Here is a 16,541-nt window from a genome sequence, read left to right as displayed (position 1 = left end):
TTTTCCCGACTTTTCCCCGAAATAGCCAGCAGTGAAATCGCTGGTTATTTCCCCACACTCCCCTCTTTTCGGCGCAAAAAGACCATATAAAATAGATTGTATCTCCATTACCAGAAAATTCTTATACAGCCGAAAAACGCGGCCACCCCTATCGGGCAACCGCGTTTCGCATTCCTTATCTTTATTGCACGTTGTCGTTCACATGCTGCACGAACACTTCGCTGCCGTCTTCCCGCCGCGTTGCGTCGTGCGATTGACTTGCCTCTTCGACGTGGCCGAAGCCCCAATTGTCCTTCGGCACATCCGGGAAGGACGGCTCCACACTGGTCAGCGGGCCGCGGAACAACATCCGGTTAATCAGCGTCACGGCTTCCAGCCGGATGATGCTGCCCGCCGGTTGGAACGTGCCGTCCGGATACCCTTGGACAAGACCGTTGCGGTACAACGCTTCGATCGCCGTCGTCGACCAGCGGTCGCTCGCGTCAGCGAAATGTTGGTCGATCGATTGCGGCGTGTCCAGCTTCAGATAACGCGTCATAACGGTTGCCAATTCTTCGCGCGTCACCGGTACGTCCGGATGGAACGTACCATCCGTAAAGCCGGTAAAGATGCCGGCATCCGTAGCAATCCGGATATAGCCGCTGGCCCAATGCGATGCAGGAACATCGCTGTACGCTGCCTTCTTGTCCGTGTTCCCGCCATTGATCAATCGCGCCACGATCGCGGCCAGCTCCGCTCGGCTGAGCGAGCGCTGCGGCTTGAACTCGCCGTCCGGATAGCCGAGGATATAACGCGTATGCTCCACTGTGCCGTAACGATTCGAGAACAACAGCAGCTTGAGCGAGGACCTGGCGTTGGCCTTGTTGGCCATCACGCCGGATACGGCCATCGATGTTTCGACATCTACGGTTTGTTCCGCTGCCTTCGACGCCGGGAACTTCACTTTAATAAACCGGCTGCCTTCGCCGCCCGCCGCCAAATCGACGATGCCCCAGGCAATTTTATTGCCGTCGACTGTGCCGCCGTCAGGATCGACGATCGTCACGCCTTGCGGCAGCGTCACCGTCAGCATTCCCGCCGACAGCGGTTTGTCGCTGATGTTGACGTAGTCGATCTTCAGCGGCACCAAGCTTCCCTCTTCATAGGAACTGCGCGCCGTAGTAATGTTGACCGCTACATCCGCGTCGACCTTTGGCTCCGGCGTTGGCGTTGTTGTTGTCGGCGTCGGCGTTGGCGTCACAACCGGAGCCGGAGCTCCGCCGCCTGTAGCTGGCGGAACCGGCGTCATTTTGATATCGTGCCGTACAATGGCGTAATCGACGGAAATGGTCGGACTCGTGTACGGCTCATATCCGTCCTTGGTGACACGGATGACATACTGCGTTGTCGGATACACCATGTAGGCGTATTTCCCGCCGTTTTTGCTTGTTTGCGGGTTGGCGTTATCGTTCGGATCAAAGCCGACGATCGCCGGCAGCCACACTTGCTGCCCCTCTTTACCGACATTGCCGGGATAGGCAGGATCGCTCGTGCTGGCATAATATAGCGTGACGGTTGCGCCGTCGATCGGCGCGTTCGTTGTCGCGTCGGTGATATCGCCGTACGGGTCGATCAGTTCGGAAACGATGTTCAGTTCGCCGGTTGCCGTTACCGTCACGACCGGAAGCGTGCCCGCCGCGTCAAGCGCATTAATGATAATTTCCTTGTCCAGCGCATGATTGGTCGGATCTGCCGCATTCGGAACGACGAACCGGACTTCCAGTTCGTAATCGCCGGCCGGGATTTCGGCGTTAAACACGCCATTATCCAAGGTAAATGCGGTCGGTGTCGCGTTGCCGCCTACGTAAGTGCCGGTGGCTTTATCTTTCAAATACACCTTCACCGCATTTTTCATCTGGTTGTTATTGTCGATTACTTGCGACTGGCCTGCCGGAGGTTTCAACGCGATAACGCCCGTTACCGCCTGATTGGAATCGTAGTTGACTCCCGTTCCGGTAACATTTCCGACTGGCGCATTTTGCACGAACGTAACCGATTTTTCCACGCCGTCGATCACTACCGGTTTCGTTACTTGCAGCTTGTAATCCTGGTTGCCCTTCGGCACCGCGATCGTATAGTTGCCATTTTCGTCGGTCACCGCTTCCGCGGCGAAATCGATGATACCGTCATGATTGAAGTCTTCGACAATTTTTACCGTTACGCCAGCCTGTGTCACGCCATTCTGTTTAATGACGCCTTTGATCGACGTCGGCTCGAAAGTAACGATGATCTGCTCCTGTGCGTACAAGCTTCTGGCCGGATCGTCCGCCGTCGCCGTAACGGGAATTTGTTGCGAAATGACGCCTTCGATCGCGGCCGATTTATAATAAATGTACGCTTCTCCAAACGCATTCGTAATCACTGTATTCGGCAATGGGGAAGAAATGTCCCCCGCCAGCTTCTCGAAAGTGCCGACGCTCGCCGTGAATGTCACGGGCACATTCGCCAGCTCGACGCCGCTGCCGTTGCGCAGCACCGCTTTCAGCAACGATTTGGAGTTGCCGTCGCCAACGATTGAGCTCGGATTGGCCGTCAATTGCAAATTATACTCTACCAGCGCAAAATCTTGCCTGATCACCGTCGCATCCGGGTCGGTCGGAAGCGTGTTGACAATCCGCTTCTGTGTTCCATAGCCCGTCTTCTCCACCACAATTAAATATTGTTCGGTGGCAACGCTAGGGAAGTTGTAGTTCCCGTTCGCATCGGTTGTCGTTTCCGCGACCTTGACAGTGCCGGTCGGATCGTACAGCGAAACCTTCACATTGGCGATCGGTGCGCTCGGCCCGTTCGTATAGTCGTATACGTTGCCTGTCACTGCGATACGGGCAATGACTTTAAACTTGTTGTTCGTAAGCTTGGCTGCCGGTTCTGCAAGCGCAGGCGTCCATGTCCCGGGAGATGTTTCAATATACGTGGCAAACTGCGCCTGATAAACGCCGGTTGTCACAGTATAAGGCAAACTATACGTAGTAGCCTCCCAACGCTGCGTACCGTTGTTCACGGCACCCACAGGCGACAGTTCCACCGCCGTGCTGCCGCCCTCAAAGTCAAATGTTGCGCTGACTTTCCCTACTGCTGCCGGCGCAAAGGCGGACAGCTTCAACGGCTTGCCAGGCGCCGCCACCCATATTGGCGACACGACTTCGTAGCCGCGGCTTCCGGCCCAACCTTCCAACTGCTCTACCGTAAGGATGACGTTGGCATCCACTGCAGCATAATCTACTCCGTCGTTCCCGTTCCAAGCGAAGCTTGTCGTGCCATTCCAGTCCGCATTCGGCTCGAACGTCATTCCGCTCAGCGCTACTGTGTTGATTTCCTGATACACCGTAACGGCGACGCCGTTAAGCTTGAGCGTACCGTGTTCCGGCAATGACATGACTTTTACCCTGCTCAGCTCATCGCCGTCGAGGTCCGTAAACTTGTTTTCAAAATCCGTTGCGCTAAACGCGATTGGTGTGCCATCGCCGCTCTTGGCGATGTCGGCAACTATCGGCTTGTCGTTCACCGCCGCGATCTCGATCGTCACCTTCGCATCGAGTTCCGCATAGAGGGAGCCGTCCTTGCCATTCCAGTGGAACGTTGTCTCACCGTTCCAGTTCGGGTCCGGCGTGAACTTCAGGTTGCCAAGCGCCGACGCATCGATCTCCTGATACACTGTAACAGTGACGCCGCCCAGCTTCAACGTGCCGTGCGCCGGCAGCGACGTAATCTTCACTTTGCTCAGCGAGTCGTTGTCCACATCCGTAAACTTGACCGTAAAGTCGTCTGCTGTGAACATAACGTCCGTGTCCTCGGTGCCATCCTTATCGATGTTCGCTACTACCGGCTTGTCGTTCTCTGCCGCGATCTCGATCGTCACCTTCGCATCGAGTTCCGCATAGAGGGCGCCGTCCTTGCCATTCCAGTGGAACGTTGTCTCACCGTTCCAGTTCGGGTCCGGCGTGAACTTCAGGTTGCCAAGCGCCGACGCATCGATCTCCTGATACACTGTAACAGTGACGCCGCCCAGCTTCAACGTGCCGTGCGCCGGCAGCGACGTAATCTTCACTTTGCTCAGCGAGTCGTTGTCCACATCCGTAAACTTGACCGTAAAGTCGTCTGCTGTGAACATAACGTCCGTGTCCTCGGTGCCATCCTTATCGATGTTCGCTACTACCGGCTTGTCGTTCTCTGCCGCGATCTCGATTGTCACCTTCGCATCGAGTTCCGCATAGAGGGCGCCGTCCTTGCCATTCCAGTGGAACGTTGTCTCACCGTTCCAGTTCGGGTCCGGTGTGAACTTCAGGTTGCCAAGCGCCGACGCATCGATCTCCTGATACACTGTAACAGTGACGCCGCCCAGCTTCAACGTGCCGTGCGCCGGCAGCGACGTAATCTTCACTTTGTTCAGCGAATCGCTGTCCACATCCGTAAACTTGACCGTAAAGTCGTCTGCTTTGAACATAACGTCCGTGTCCTCGGTGCCGTTCTTGTCGATGTTCGACACCACTGGCGGTGCGTTTACGGTAATACTCACCGTAGCCTGAGCGCTTTCCAGACCGGCCTTGTCCTTCACCGTAAACGTAAAGCTATCTGAACCGGTATACCCCGTCGCCGGAGTATAGGTCACACCGCTGCCGGTGCCGCTCTGTACAAGCGTACCGCCTTGCGCGGTAGTCAAACTCGACAATTGATACAACAAATCACCTGCCGCCGTCAGCGCGTCCGAGCCGCTTAACGTGATCGACTTGGCCGTATTTTTATCCGTAACAACGGACTGGGCATTGGCGGTTGGCGCCGTCGTATCCTTGACGGTCGTATCGTTAGCCGTGGTAGCCGGGTTACCGGCCGTATCGACGACATCCGCATTGACCGAGATCGTGCCATCCGCAAAACCCGACAGATTCGCCGAAACGGAGTAAGTACCACCGGACAGGACAGGCGCTTGCAGCACAGTCACCACATTCGTCGAGCTCGTCAGCGTCAGATTAACGGTTTGCCCGACTTGTGCGGTAGTCGTTCCGGAAATCGTCACCTGCGTCAAATTTTGCGGCGCGGACAAAATCCCGTCCCCGCCGTCGTCAATCGCGACGGTAATCGTCGGAGATATCGGATTGGGGACGCTGACCGGAGTCGTAAACACACCGCCGGGCGCACCGAAATTAAGCGAAAATTGCCGGGCGGTAGAACTTGTATTATTTTTACCGGTACTACCAATGACAAAACTCAAGGACGAAATAGGGGCTGAATAATAAGCGATAAAAGATGCTCTGTCCTCGAAGCTGACGCCGTCAAGCCCATCTTGTATCGATAAAAACCGGGTTCGCCCTTGGTATGCCGCATCACTGCTGATTGTCAACTCGTTCAGACTGGAAATCTGGTAACTGGCATAGCCCGATATTTCCACATACTCCCGATTGGACGAACTTGCATAGTCAATATCAACGGCTGTCAAATAAAAATTTTTTAGATAGACAGGCGTCTGAGTATCGTGAAGCAGGAAATCAACCTTGTACGTCAGCGACCCTCCAGAAGAATCATTCGTCGTCAGTTGCGGATTGAATCTGGATTCCGGACCGGTCGTCTTCTGGTCGTAGTCATACAGCGTCGTGTTTCCCGTCTTGCCGGTAACTGTGATCAATGCATCGATCGAAATGGCAGAACCGGAAGTATCATTTCCCTGGTAGACGTTTTTGTACAAAAAGGTAGTCCCGACTCCCGCGGGGATCGTCCGGCTGGAAGAAGGCGAAGGCGCGGGACTGACCACAGCCGGATTGCCAAAATCCATTAGCTGCCCGGCGATATCAATAAAGTGAGGGGTGGGGCTAGTCGCCTTCGCTGAACGCGGCAAAATGGTCAGCGTACTGAAGATCAAAGCCACAATCAATATTACGGACCAAACTCTCTGCCGATCTCTGAAACGTGAACCGAATGCTGAACCCATGAGTTAAATCCTCCCAATTCGTTATACGATAAGGCTGAAGCACGTTCGTAAAGGCATAGCGGAAAACGGTTGTCTTTCACCCGTGAACGTTATATGGCAGATAAACATTGCTTTAGTAGAAAATCAGCCAAAAAAACAACAAAATTCGACATTTTCCACCACTTTCGAACCATACCTATCCTACTATAATAGTCCTGGATAATGAACAAAAACTGAACAACGATTGATTGCTGTAGTTGTAAAATTCGACAGCCTACAACATTTGGCGCCGCCTTGCGTATAACTAGCTAGATCGAACTTCCTTCGGTTGAACAAGGATGAAGATACTTCGGGGTTCCCGATGCCGCATGAAACAGCCCCTTCCAGGTCGATCCGACCCGATCGGCCGGTACCAGGAGAGAGGCTAGAGTCTCGGCTTGCGTTATCATAGCTTGACAATCTGAACAAAAAATGAATTCATTTGCAACTTGTGACACTTTTCGTAAAGTTTCATTTCAGTTTCCATAACCTCAGGAACGCCTATTAACTGAATACGCGTTTAACCCGATATTGTCAGTAGGGGCTTCAACCGGACGTACCATGCACCTCTCCCTGCATCCTACCTTGCCTGCACGCCTGACGATAAACGATACCGCACCATTAACGTTCCTGCTCACGAGAATGAGGTGACATTGTTTGAAAGCCATACTAGTGGACGATGAAATGCTGGCGCTGCGCGATCTGGAGCGGCAGCTGCAGAAAATCGGAGGAATCGAGGTCGCGGATAAATTTCAGGACGGAGCGAGCGCTCTGGAAGCGGCTCCGGGCATTCAGCCGGACGTCGTGTTCCTCGACATCGACATGCCGGAGATGAACGGCGTGGAGCTGGCGGAGCGCATCCAGGAGCTGCTGCCGCGAACGGAAATCGTATTCGTTACCGCCTACGAGGAATTTGCGGTCAAGGCGTTCGAGCTGAATGCCATCGACTATGTGCTCAAGCCGGTGCACAGCGAGCGGCTGGTGCGCACGATCGCCCGGTTGTCCAGCCGCAAGGAAGCGGCCGACGAGGAAGACACTCCGGAGGACAAGCCGACCCTGATCCGCTGCTTCCAATGCTTGCAAATCGATTTTGCCGAACCGGAATCGATCCCGTGGCGCACGTCGAAATCGCAGGAGCTGTTCGCGTATCTGATTCACCGGAGGACGCAGCCGGTGCGCAAGGACGCGCTGCTGGACCTGCTCTGGCCGGAAGCGGATTTGAAACGCGGCTATACACAGCTGTATACCGCCATCTACCAGATCCGCAAAACGTTGACCGCACGCGGCATCGACATCCAGATCGGCAATCACGAGAAAGGTTACCTGCTTCACCTGAACGGTCTGAAGCTGGACGTGGACGAGTGGGAACGCGGCCTGCAGCAGGCGCCGCCGCTGACGGCGGATACGCTTGCCCAGCATATGGCGCTGGTCGACTTGTACCGCGGCGACTATTTGGCCGAATACGATTATTTGTGGGCGGAGGGGGAGCGCGAGCGGCTGCGCCGGGCATGGCTGGGCCATACGATGCAGGTCGGCAAGTTTCTGACCGAAACCCGCGCGCTGAGCGAAGCGGTGGCTCTGTACGGCCGAATGAAACGGCTGCTGCCCCATGCGGAGCAGGTTTATTTTGCACTGATGGAGACGTATCACAAGTTGGACGATTCGGTCGCCGTAGTGCGGGAGTATACCAGTCTGTGCGACATGCTCGACACCGAGTTCGGCACCAAGCCTCCGGCGCAAATCGAAGCCTGGTATCGCGAGTGGAAACAAAACAGCGGCCGCTGACCGGCCGCTGTTGTTCGTATTTCTCACGTCACGCTTCTTCCGAATGCGTATGCGATTCTCCGCGTCCTCCCCGCCTGACGCCGAACCAGCGGCGCGCCAGCAGCGCGGGAAGCGGCACCGCCTGCTGCTTCTCCGGCACATAATACGGCGCCTGCTCGTCCGGGCACAACAAGATGCCAAGTTGATGATGCTTGTCCGCAAACACCGCGCTGCCGATGAATTTCACATGCCCCGCCAAATTGACGACCTCCAGCTTGCAGAACGCCGGATTGAGCCGCATCGCCAAATGCATCTCTTCCTTGTTTCTCACCCGCTCGCCGTTTACCTTGCTGATCGTTTCGCCGACAGCGATGCCCATCGCTTCCGCCGCGCTGCCCGGCAACACGGCGAGCACCTTGAGGCCGCTCTCGTCGTGCACATACAGCGGGCTGCGCCGCTCTTCCTCGCGGCTGCCGTAAGCGATCAGCGCTTCATGCAGCGCGATGACCGTCACCGACGCAGCCAGCGACAGCAGCGGCAGCGACCAATAATACGCCGCATAGGCGAGCAGCAGCACTACCGGCGCATAGATCGACAGCCGGAGCGCCACCAGACGCATCTTCGCCCGCGGCAGCAGCGACTGCGTGCGGTCGGCGAAGCCGATCACGACCGGGAAAGCGACGAGCCCCCAGCCGAGCGTTGCGCCGCCGTCCATCAGCAGCGGCTGCCACGGCAGCGTCAGCCCGCTGCCTTCCAGCGGCACCAGCAGGAACAGCGGCACCGGCCAGAAGCCCAGCAAGTTGTAGCCGCCGACCGCGCGCCCCCGCTTGCCTTCGAAGAACAGCGGCGTTGCCATGCGATGCCCCTGCAGCCGAACCAGCAGCGCTTCCGCCAGGTGCAGCGCCCCGACCAGGGCAAGCAGCGGCGGCAACTCGATCGCGGCCAGCGAGTTGGCGGCATCCTGCAGCACGCTTGCGCTGTTCAGCGCCGCTTGCGGCAGCAGTTCGGCCGCCGCCTGCAGCACGCCGATGATGCCGACCGCGTAAGCCAGGCACAGGAAACGAATGCGCAGCCAGACGAGCACGAACATGATCGCCCACAGCCACAGCAGCGCTTCGAACGACACCGCGGCGCCGACGAACGCCATGGCGATCGACGCGGCAATTCCCGCCGCCCAGCCCCATAGTACCGTCCGCCACGTCTCGCCGATAATGGAATGCAGCCTCGTGTGCAGCAGCTTGCGCTCCAGCGCCACTTCCCGCCGATATTGCAGCACCACGAACACGATGCCGACGTAATAAAACGGATTCGCAAGCATACGCAGCAGCGACCAGCCCGCCTCCGCCAGCCAATCTTGGACAAGTGCCATCGACTGAGCTCCTTACCGTCTATATTTCCAAATGGTCTTGAATTCGAAAAAAAGAAGGTCGGGTTCGCCAACCTTCTCTAGTACATTCGACGCGGCCCGCACGATTCCTTCCCTCGCCCGCCGTGCGCCAACCGGTATTTATTTGGTAATCGCGGGCTATCGCAGAATCTCCTCCTCCCGTTCCACTTCGGCCGGCAGCATCATGGTCCTCATCATGCGGGCGTCGCCGGTTCCGCTGAATGTAGAGTATGTGTACTACCCGCGCTCTTAACCCGGCCATATTGGGGGATCTCCGTAACTTCCTTTCTGCCCGTTATCCCCTTGACTCAATCTCAAGCATCAACAACTTGAACTTGTACCCATCTCTAGAAAAGCGCCCCCTACGATGCAGTGAAACCATTCAGATAAACGCTTCCAAACCCGATACATCCCAACGCCACCTTGAGCCAACGGGATAACCAGCAAACACGTTCTTCCGTTAACCACCGCCGCCTAGCTCCCTCCTTTCCCCATATACTTCACTGCTGCACCAGTCTGAGCCGGCGGGATAAGCTTGAATTGATGGGATAACACTCTTAACCTGACAACATTGGGGGTGGCGGGCTTGGCTCGGGGCAAATAGGCCATAAAAAGTGGCTTATTGGCCCCATTTTGAAGGTTTCATCGAAAATAGCCAGTGAAAACACTGGTTATTTCGGCCAAACAGCCTCAATCCGGGCAGATTTACGCGAATAGCCAGTGAATTCACTGGCTATTTTGCGGCGACTACCCATTTTGGACGAAATAGGCCATAAAAAGTGGCCTATTCCGCCATTCCTTTGATTAAGGGAGGTCAGCAAAAAACCAGCCTCGAATCGGCTGGCTTTTTGCGTTATTTCTTCGCTATCGTTTCCTGCAAGTAAGATACGGCCGCTTTCAGCTGCGTATCGTTTTTCGGCTCGCGGATTTGCGCGACGATCGCCTTCTCCAGCTTATCCATCGTCGCCGTGTCAACTTCCCCGGTCATCGGCAGCTCCTGCAGCCGCTGGAACGCTTTGACCGCGGTGGCCGTCTTCTCGCTGAAGTAGCCGTCCGTCCGGTCCGTCGGCAAGCCGAGGCCATTCAGCATCAGCTGCAGGCTCCTGACGTCGTCGCCGGTCATGTCCGCTTTCAGCGTCGCCTTGCGGCTGAACGGCGCCGCCTTGAAATAGGCGGGAAGCTCGACCTTGAGGTCCGGTTCGATGCCCTTCTGGTGAATCCAGTTGCCGTTCGGCGTCAGCCACTTGTAAATCGTGATCTTCAAGTTGCTGCCGTCGCCCATTTCTTCCGCGAACGTCGTCTGCACCGTGCCTTTGCCGTACGTTTTCTCCCCGATCAGCTTGCTGCCGGGGACCGCCTCCTGAAACGCGCCGGCGAGAATTTCCGATGCGCTGGCGCTGCCGCCGTTAATCAATACGGCCACAGGATATTTCTTCGTATCTCCGGGATTCTCCGACAGGGTCGCCTTGCGGTTGCCTTGCCGGTCTTCGATCTGCACGATCGGTTTGCCTTTGGCGACGAAAGGCTGGATAATATCGACCACAACGGGCAGGATGCCTCCCGGATCGTTGCGAACGTCGAGAATCAGCCCTTTCATCCCTTGCGCCTCCAGCTTGCCCAACTCCTCCTTCACCCGATCGGCCGTCGAATAGGAAAACTGGCGGATTTCCAGCTTGCCGATCTGGCCGTCCAGCATCTCGGCATAAACCGTCTCGACCGGAATTTCGTCGCGCACGACGATAATTTCGATCGGCTCCGTTGCACCGCCGCGCAGGATGCCAAGCTTCGCTTGCGTTCCTTTCGGTCCGCGGATTTTGGCTACCGCCTGGGTGAGCGTCAAGCCGTCCAGTTTCTCCTCGTTGACCGACACGATAATGTCGCCGGCATGAAGCCCCGCCTTCTCGGAAGGAGTGCCCTTGATCGCCGATACGATCGTGATGTTCCCGTCCTCCTGCGCCACCTCCGCGCCGATGCCTTCGAACGACGAGGTGACGGACTGGTCGAACTGCTTCGCTTCCTTCGCGTCCATATACAACGAGAACGGATCGTCCAGCGCGCCGATCATGCCGTTGATCGCTCCGTCGAGCACTTTGTCCTTGTCGATCTGCGTGTAGTACTTCGTCCGGATGAGTTCATACGCCGTGCTCAGCTTGGCCAGTTCCTTGGCCGAGAGCGACCCCGAGGATGCCGCGCCGGCGGCGTTGCCGCTTGGCCTGGCGAGCATCGCCGGATCGACGAGCGTCAACGTCAAAACCGCCGTGGCAAAAACCGCCAGCAGCACAAAAGCCAGCACGGTGCGCCCGCGAAACACCATCGTTCCCTCCACCATCCGTTCCCATTGTGGCGTAGCTTGCTCCGGGACATTGGAAACGGCCGCTTGTCCGGCGGCCGGTCCGAGTCACGTTTAGTATACGATGCCGATTGGCGGAATATGCCAAGCCGTTTATTTGGCGCCCAGGTACGGCATCGGATCGGTCGCCTCGCCGTTGATGCGCACTTCAAAATGCAGGTGATTGCCGGTCGAATCGCCGGTCGAGCCGACTTCGGCGATCTTCTGCCCCTTCTTCACCGTATCGCCTTCGTCTACCTTGATGCCGTTCTCGCGGATGTGGCCGTACCAGGTCCAATAGCCGCCCCCATGATCGAGGACGACCGTATTGCCGTAGCCGTTCGTCCACGAAGCGATCAGCACCGTGCCCGCCTCCGCGGCAAGAATGGCCGTTCCGTTCGGAGCGGCGATGTCGACGCCCTTATGCAGCTTGCGCACTTTGGCGATCGGGTCGATCCGGTAGCCGTACGGGTCGCTGATGATCCCGTTGATCGCCAGCGGCCAGCCGAACTTGCCGCCCTTGAACGCCGGCGTCTGGGCAGCCTGGGCGGCTGCCTTCGCCCTGTTCTCGGCCGCCTGGGCCGCCTTCATCTCGTCATTGAGCGCCTGCCGCTGCTTGGCGAGCGCCACGATCTGCGCTTCAGCTTCGTCGCTGATGCTCTCTTCGGTCTTGACCTGCTTGTCCAGGCTCGCGATCAGCACCTGCTTGCGTTTCTCCTGCGCCTGCAGCGTCGCCTGCGCTTCCTGCGCCTGGGCGTACAGCGTCTGCAGCTGCGCCAGCTGCTTCTCTACTTCCGCCTTCTTCACCACGATCAGATCGCGGTCCTGCTTGTTCGCTTCAAGAATCGTCTTGTCCGAGCCGACGATCGTGCCGAGCTGGGTGAACCGATCGATAAAATCGGCGAAGCTCTTCGCGCTCAGGATTACGTCCAGATACGAAACCGAACCGTTCATATACATGAGCCTTACCCGCGACTTGAGCAGCTTGTCGCGCGAGTCGACGCGATCCTCCGCCTCGTCGAGCTGCTGGCCCGTGGCTACCAGCGTCTGATTAACGCCGATAATTTGCGTGTTCAGGTCGTTCACCTTGTCGCCTTGCACCTTCATATCGGCGCGCAGCGCGTCCAGGTTCGTCGCTTCCTGCTCCTGCTGCTTCTTGAGCGAAGCCGCCAGCTGATCCGCTTCCTGCTGCTTCTTCGCGTTTTCCGCTTCCTTCTTCTTCGTTGCGTCGATCTGCTTCTGTATTTCCACGCTGGACCGGGCCATACCGCGATCCGGCAGCGCGACGGAACCGATCAGCGCAAGGGCGACAAACAGCGGCAATAGCGTTTTTTTCACAGGCATACCCTCCTGGTAATAAAACGGGCGCCGTAACGCCCTTGGTCGCAACTACACTTTCAGAAACTTGCGCACCGACAGCGTGCTTCCCCAGACGCCGATCAGCACGCCGAGCAGCAGCAGCATGCCGCCGAGCGGATAGCTAAGCTCCTCGAACGGCTTCAGCTCCATGAAATAGCTGAATTCCAGATCGGAGACGCTCATCAGTTCCCAGTAACCGTAGGTGAGCAGAATAACAGGGATGAGCGAGCCGACGAACCCGAGCAGCGCCCCTTCGATAAAAAACGGCCAGCGAATGAAGCTGTTGGTCGCGCCGACCAGCTTCATGATCCGGATCTCGCGGTTGCGCGCCATAATCGTCAGCTTGATCGTATTCGAAATAAGGAACATCGCCGTCAAGCCCAGACAAAGAACGAGCGCGATGCCGATGTAACGGACGTAGCGCGTGACGGTGAACAGCGTTTCGACCGTGCCTTTGCCGTAGTCGACCTTGATGATCGGCTCGGGATTGCTTCCGGTCTTGATTGCGGCGATGGCGGCCGCTGCTTCGGCGACTTGCCGCGGTTCGCGCACTTCGACATTAAACGAGTCGTTCAGCGGGTTGTTCTCCCCGTCCAGCCCCTCCAGCAAAGGGCGGCCGCTGTCGCCCATGCGCTCGCGCATGATTTGCAGTCCTTCGGCCTTCGACACGAACGTGACCTTGCCGACCTCGGGCATTTCGGTCATCGTTTGCTGCAGCGAATCGATCGTAGCTTGCGGGGTGTTCACGTCGAGGAAGACGCGGATCTCCACCTGGTTTTCGATCTGCTTGGCGAAATAATCGACATTAACGGCAACAACGACAAAGACACCGAGGATGAATAGCGAAATGGCGATGGAACTGACGGAAGCGAACGTCATCCAGCCGTTGCGGACGAGGCTTTTGCCGCCTTCGGCGATGTGACGGCCCATCGTGCTAATTTTCATAGCCGTACTCTCCCCTCGCTTCGTCGCGGGCGATAAGGCCCTTCTCGATGGCAATGACGCGTTTGCGGAGGGTGTTCACGATTTCCTTGTTATGGGTCGCCATGATGATCGTCGTGCCGCGATAGTTGATCTCCTCCAGCAGCTTCATAATGCCCCAGGAGGTGTCCGGATCGAGGTTGCCGGTCGGCTCGTCGGCGATGATGACGCTCGGGCTGTTGACAATCGCGCGCGCGATGGCGACGCGCTGCTGTTCGCCGCCGGACAGCTGGGTCGGCAGCGAGTTCGCCTTCTCCTTGAGGTGGACGAGCTCGAGCACCTCCATCGACCGCTTCTTGATCAGCTTCTTCGGCGTTTCGATTACCTCAAGGGCGAACGCGACGTTCTCGAACACCGTCAGCTTCGGCAACAGGCGAAAATCCTGGAAAATAACGCCGATGCTGCGGCGCAAATACGGAATTTTCCGCTGCTTGAGCTTGCCGAGGTTGAAGCCGCTGACGTAGATCTGCCCCTTCGTCGGTTTCTCTTCTCTATAGATCATCTTCATGAACGTCGATTTGCCGGCGCCGGAAGGCCCGACGACGTACACGAATTCATTGCGGTCCACCTTCAGGTTGATGCCCCGAATGGCGTGCGTGCCGTCGGGGTACGTCTTCCATACATCTTGCATTTCGATCACGCGATCACATCCGTTAAAAAGTTGTCTTGCCCAAGATGCTATAGTCCGTGCTGCGCATAGGAGAGTCGTCAAAAAGCTCAAGGCAGACTATATGATTTCGACACCGGCTGGCAAAATCCTTTCTTCCGCCGACATTTTCCGAATATTTTCACATTGGTTCCTTGATTGTAAACGAACGGAAGGATCGGGACCTTAAAAGGGGATTAATTTGCGATGAGCCTTATGTGAACAAAAGTACCAGCGATCATGCCGAAATGGAGCGGCGCGGGCGAAGCGAAGGCACTACAATGAGGACGACGACAGAAAACAAGGACGGCGGCCGGACGGCCGGTCCGCTCCGAAAAAGGGAGGAAAACAAGATGTCGAACGCTGTTGTGTCGCCCGACTTTACGCTTGCGGAGGAAACCGTCGAAGGCTTTTACCGGGACGGGTACTTTTATGCACCCGGATTGCTTACCCGGGATGCGGTCGACCGTTTGAACGCCGAAAGCGCGCCGTACGTGAGCGCGATTCAGGAGGGGGCGGAATGGAAGGCGCGGTCCTTCTCGCATTTCGACAAGCATGAAGCCGAGATGCCGGAAACCGCCCGTTTGCTGCGCGATCCGGCGATGGTCGGCGTGTTCGAGCGGGCGCTCGGCGGCAAAGTGCGGCTATGGGTCGGCATGCATGCGATTGTCGCACCTTACGGCAGCGGCCTCGAATGGCACCAGGACAACATGTATACTCACGTGCTCGGGCATATCATGAATGTGTTTATTGCGCTCGATTTTATTACGCAGGAAAACGCCGGCCTGTGGATTGCGCCGGAGTCGCACCGGCTCGGACGGCAGCCGAATCTGTTCGACGAAAACAACCCGCACCGCAAGGCCGCCGAACCGGCCAACGGCATCCCTTGCCAGCCGATGGCGCCGGGCGATGCGGTATTCTTCTTCCGCGACACGCTGCATCACAGCAAGAAGAACCTTACCGACAAGCCGCGGCGCGCGCTGGCGCTGCAGATAGCCTCGGACACGTGCCGGATCGCGGCATCGGGCAAACGCGTGGACATGCGCCAGATGCTGTCGCGGTAAAACGGACGGTGTACGAAAGCCGGCAATCTCACGCGCTGCAGCCAGGCGCACCGCAACAAAGCCGGAGAAAGCAAGCGGATACCCGCTGCCTTCCCCGGCTTCTCCGCACGCTGCCGCGGCTACACGGACAGCAAGCGGCCGGAGGCGCCCGCGCCGAGCAGCTGCTGCCGCCGTTCGCCGGGAGCAATGCCGATCTGTTTCTTGAACTGCTTGTTGAAATAGCTGAGCGACTGAAAGCCGCATTCGAAAGCGATTTCCGTAATCGAACAATCGGGCCTGGCCAGCAGAACGAGCGCATGCTGCAAGCGCAGCCGATTGAGAAACATGTTGGGCGACAGCCCCGTCGCCTGCTTGAACAGGCGATAAAACTTCGTCTTCCCGTGTCCCGACCCGGCAATCAGCGCCTCCATGTCGATCGGTTCCGTGTAATGGCCCAGCACATGCTCCACGGCGGCAGTCACACTGCAGTCGCTGTACTCGACGTTCCGTCCGCCGCCGCTTGGCACGGTTTCGAAATAGCGGTGCACGTGCAGCAGAATGGCGACCAGATGCATCCACGCCCCCGTCTGCCAGCCTGCCTGCCGCGCCCGTTCCTCCTTGACCGCCTCTTCGGCGTGGTACTGAATGGCGGCGGCATGAGGCGTTTCCGCCGGGATTAGCGGAGAAACGAGATCCGCGGCGTAGAACGGCGCCAGCAGCCTGCTCCCGCCCGGGATCGTGCGGGCGATCGACGGCGCGAACAGCACCTTCGTCCACGAGCAAGGCGTGCCGGCCTGCTTCGCTACGTTCGCGTGCGGCTCGAACGGGCGGAAAATGCACACGTCGCCCGGCTTGCCGGAATAGTCGCATGCCGAGGTGCGGAACAAACATTCCCGCTCCTTCAGCACGCTGATTTCCAGCACGTCGTGCATGCTAAGCTCGCGACCGATCGCCTCCTCCCGGTTCGACTCGAACCGATATTCCCGCTCCAGCTGGACCCGCTCGAAATGCATGGCTCTCCCTCCGCATGCCTCCGCCGGCTGCCGCCGACG

General features: G+C 57.6%; 9 protein-coding genes. 2 read left to right on the top strand and 7 right to left on the bottom strand.

The genetic code is table 11. The annotated features are described in order from the left end of the window. Positions 1 to 181: 181 nt before the first annotated feature. Positions 182 to 5,161 (bottom strand): tandem-95 repeat protein, encoded by a 4,980-nt coding sequence (locus EXY20_RS14730; RefSeq protein ID WP_167859234.1) that lies wholly within the window; start codon positions 5,159 to 5,161, stop codon positions 182 to 184. 1,476 nt (positions 5,162 to 6,637) lie between these two features. Here EXY20_RS14730 and EXY20_RS14725 point away from each other — a divergent pair. Then, positions 6,638 to 7,765 (top strand): response regulator, encoded by a 1,128-nt coding sequence (locus EXY20_RS14725; protein WP_235885906.1) that lies wholly within the window; start codon positions 6,638 to 6,640, stop codon positions 7,763 to 7,765. Between the two features lie 28 nt (positions 7,766 to 7,793). On the opposite strand, the gene EXY20_RS14720 is transcribed toward EXY20_RS14725, so the two are convergent. The 5 genes from EXY20_RS14720 to ftsE form a co-directional block, all read right to left on the bottom strand. Next, positions 7,794 to 9,113: a PDZ domain-containing protein gene (locus EXY20_RS14720; protein ID WP_135552316.1), complete on the bottom strand. Its 1,320-nt coding sequence runs from the start codon at positions 9,111 to 9,113 to the stop codon at positions 7,794 to 7,796. Positions 9,114 to 9,984: 871 nt separating this feature from the next. After that, positions 9,985 to 11,445 (bottom strand): S41 family peptidase, encoded by a 1,461-nt coding sequence (locus EXY20_RS14715; RefSeq protein WP_135552315.1) that lies wholly within the window; start codon positions 11,443 to 11,445, stop codon positions 9,985 to 9,987. A 129-nt stretch (positions 11,446 to 11,574) separates the two neighbouring features. After that, positions 11,575 to 12,798, bottom strand: coding sequence for a murein hydrolase activator EnvC family protein (locus EXY20_RS14710; protein WP_135552314.1), 1,224 nt, complete (start codon positions 12,796 to 12,798; stop codon positions 11,575 to 11,577). Positions 12,799 to 12,849: 51 nt separating this feature from the next. Continuing rightward, a complete protein-coding gene (ftsX, locus tag EXY20_RS14705) occupies positions 12,850 to 13,764 on the bottom strand; it encodes a permease-like cell division protein FtsX (protein WP_135552313.1) in 915 nt (304 codons plus the stop codon). Further along, on the bottom strand, positions 13,754 to 14,440 hold the full coding sequence (gene ftsE, locus EXY20_RS14700; protein ID WP_135552312.1) for a cell division ATP-binding protein FtsE: 687 nt from the start codon (positions 14,438 to 14,440) through the stop codon (positions 13,754 to 13,756). Before ftsE ends, ftsX begins: the two co-directional genes overlap by 11 nt. Positions 14,441 to 14,799: 359 nt before the next feature. On the opposite strand from ftsE, the gene EXY20_RS14695 reads away from it, so the two are divergent. Beyond that, positions 14,800 to 15,510: a phytanoyl-CoA dioxygenase family protein gene (locus EXY20_RS14695; RefSeq protein WP_167859233.1), complete on the top strand. Its 711-nt coding sequence runs from the start codon at positions 14,800 to 14,802 to the stop codon at positions 15,508 to 15,510. A gap of 119 nt (positions 15,511 to 15,629) precedes the next feature. Here the strand turns inward: EXY20_RS14695 and EXY20_RS14690 are convergent, their stop codons facing one another. Next, positions 15,630 to 16,502 carry a helix-turn-helix transcriptional regulator gene (locus tag EXY20_RS14690; RefSeq protein WP_167859232.1) on the bottom strand — a complete coding sequence of 291 codons (873 nt, stop codon included), beginning with the start codon at positions 16,500 to 16,502 and terminating at the stop codon, positions 15,630 to 15,632. Positions 16,503 to 16,541 lie beyond the last annotated feature (39 nt).

The sequence above is a fragment of the Paenibacillus cymbidii genome (assembly GCF_004764705.1).
In the GTDB taxonomy this organism is placed as follows: domain Bacteria; phylum Bacillota; class Bacilli; order Paenibacillales; family NBRC-103111; genus Paenibacillus_AN; species Paenibacillus_AN cymbidii.
This window is presented reverse-complemented; position numbering and strand designations above follow the sequence as displayed.

What these genes read in the sequence shown, in the direction of transcription:
- EXY20_RS14690 (WP_167859232.1), bottom strand. Translation starts at nt 16,502, where the DNA reads ATGCATTTCGAGCGGGTCCAGCTGGAGCGGGAATATCGGTTCGAGTCG.
- EXY20_RS14695 (WP_167859233.1), top strand. Translation starts at nt 14,800, where the DNA reads ATGTCGAACGCTGTTGTGTCGCCCGACTTTACGCTTGCGGAGGAAACC.
- EXY20_RS14715 (WP_135552315.1), bottom strand. Translation starts at nt 11,445, where the DNA reads ATGGTGTTTCGCGGGCGCACCGTGCTGGCTTTTGTGCTGCTGGCGGTT.
- ftsX (WP_135552313.1), bottom strand. Translation starts at nt 13,764, where the DNA reads ATGAAAATTAGCACGATGGGCCGTCACATCGCCGAAGGCGGCAAAAGC.
- EXY20_RS14720 (WP_135552316.1), bottom strand. Translation starts at nt 9,113, where the DNA reads ATGGCACTTGTCCAAGATTGGCTGGCGGAGGCGGGCTGGTCGCTGCTG.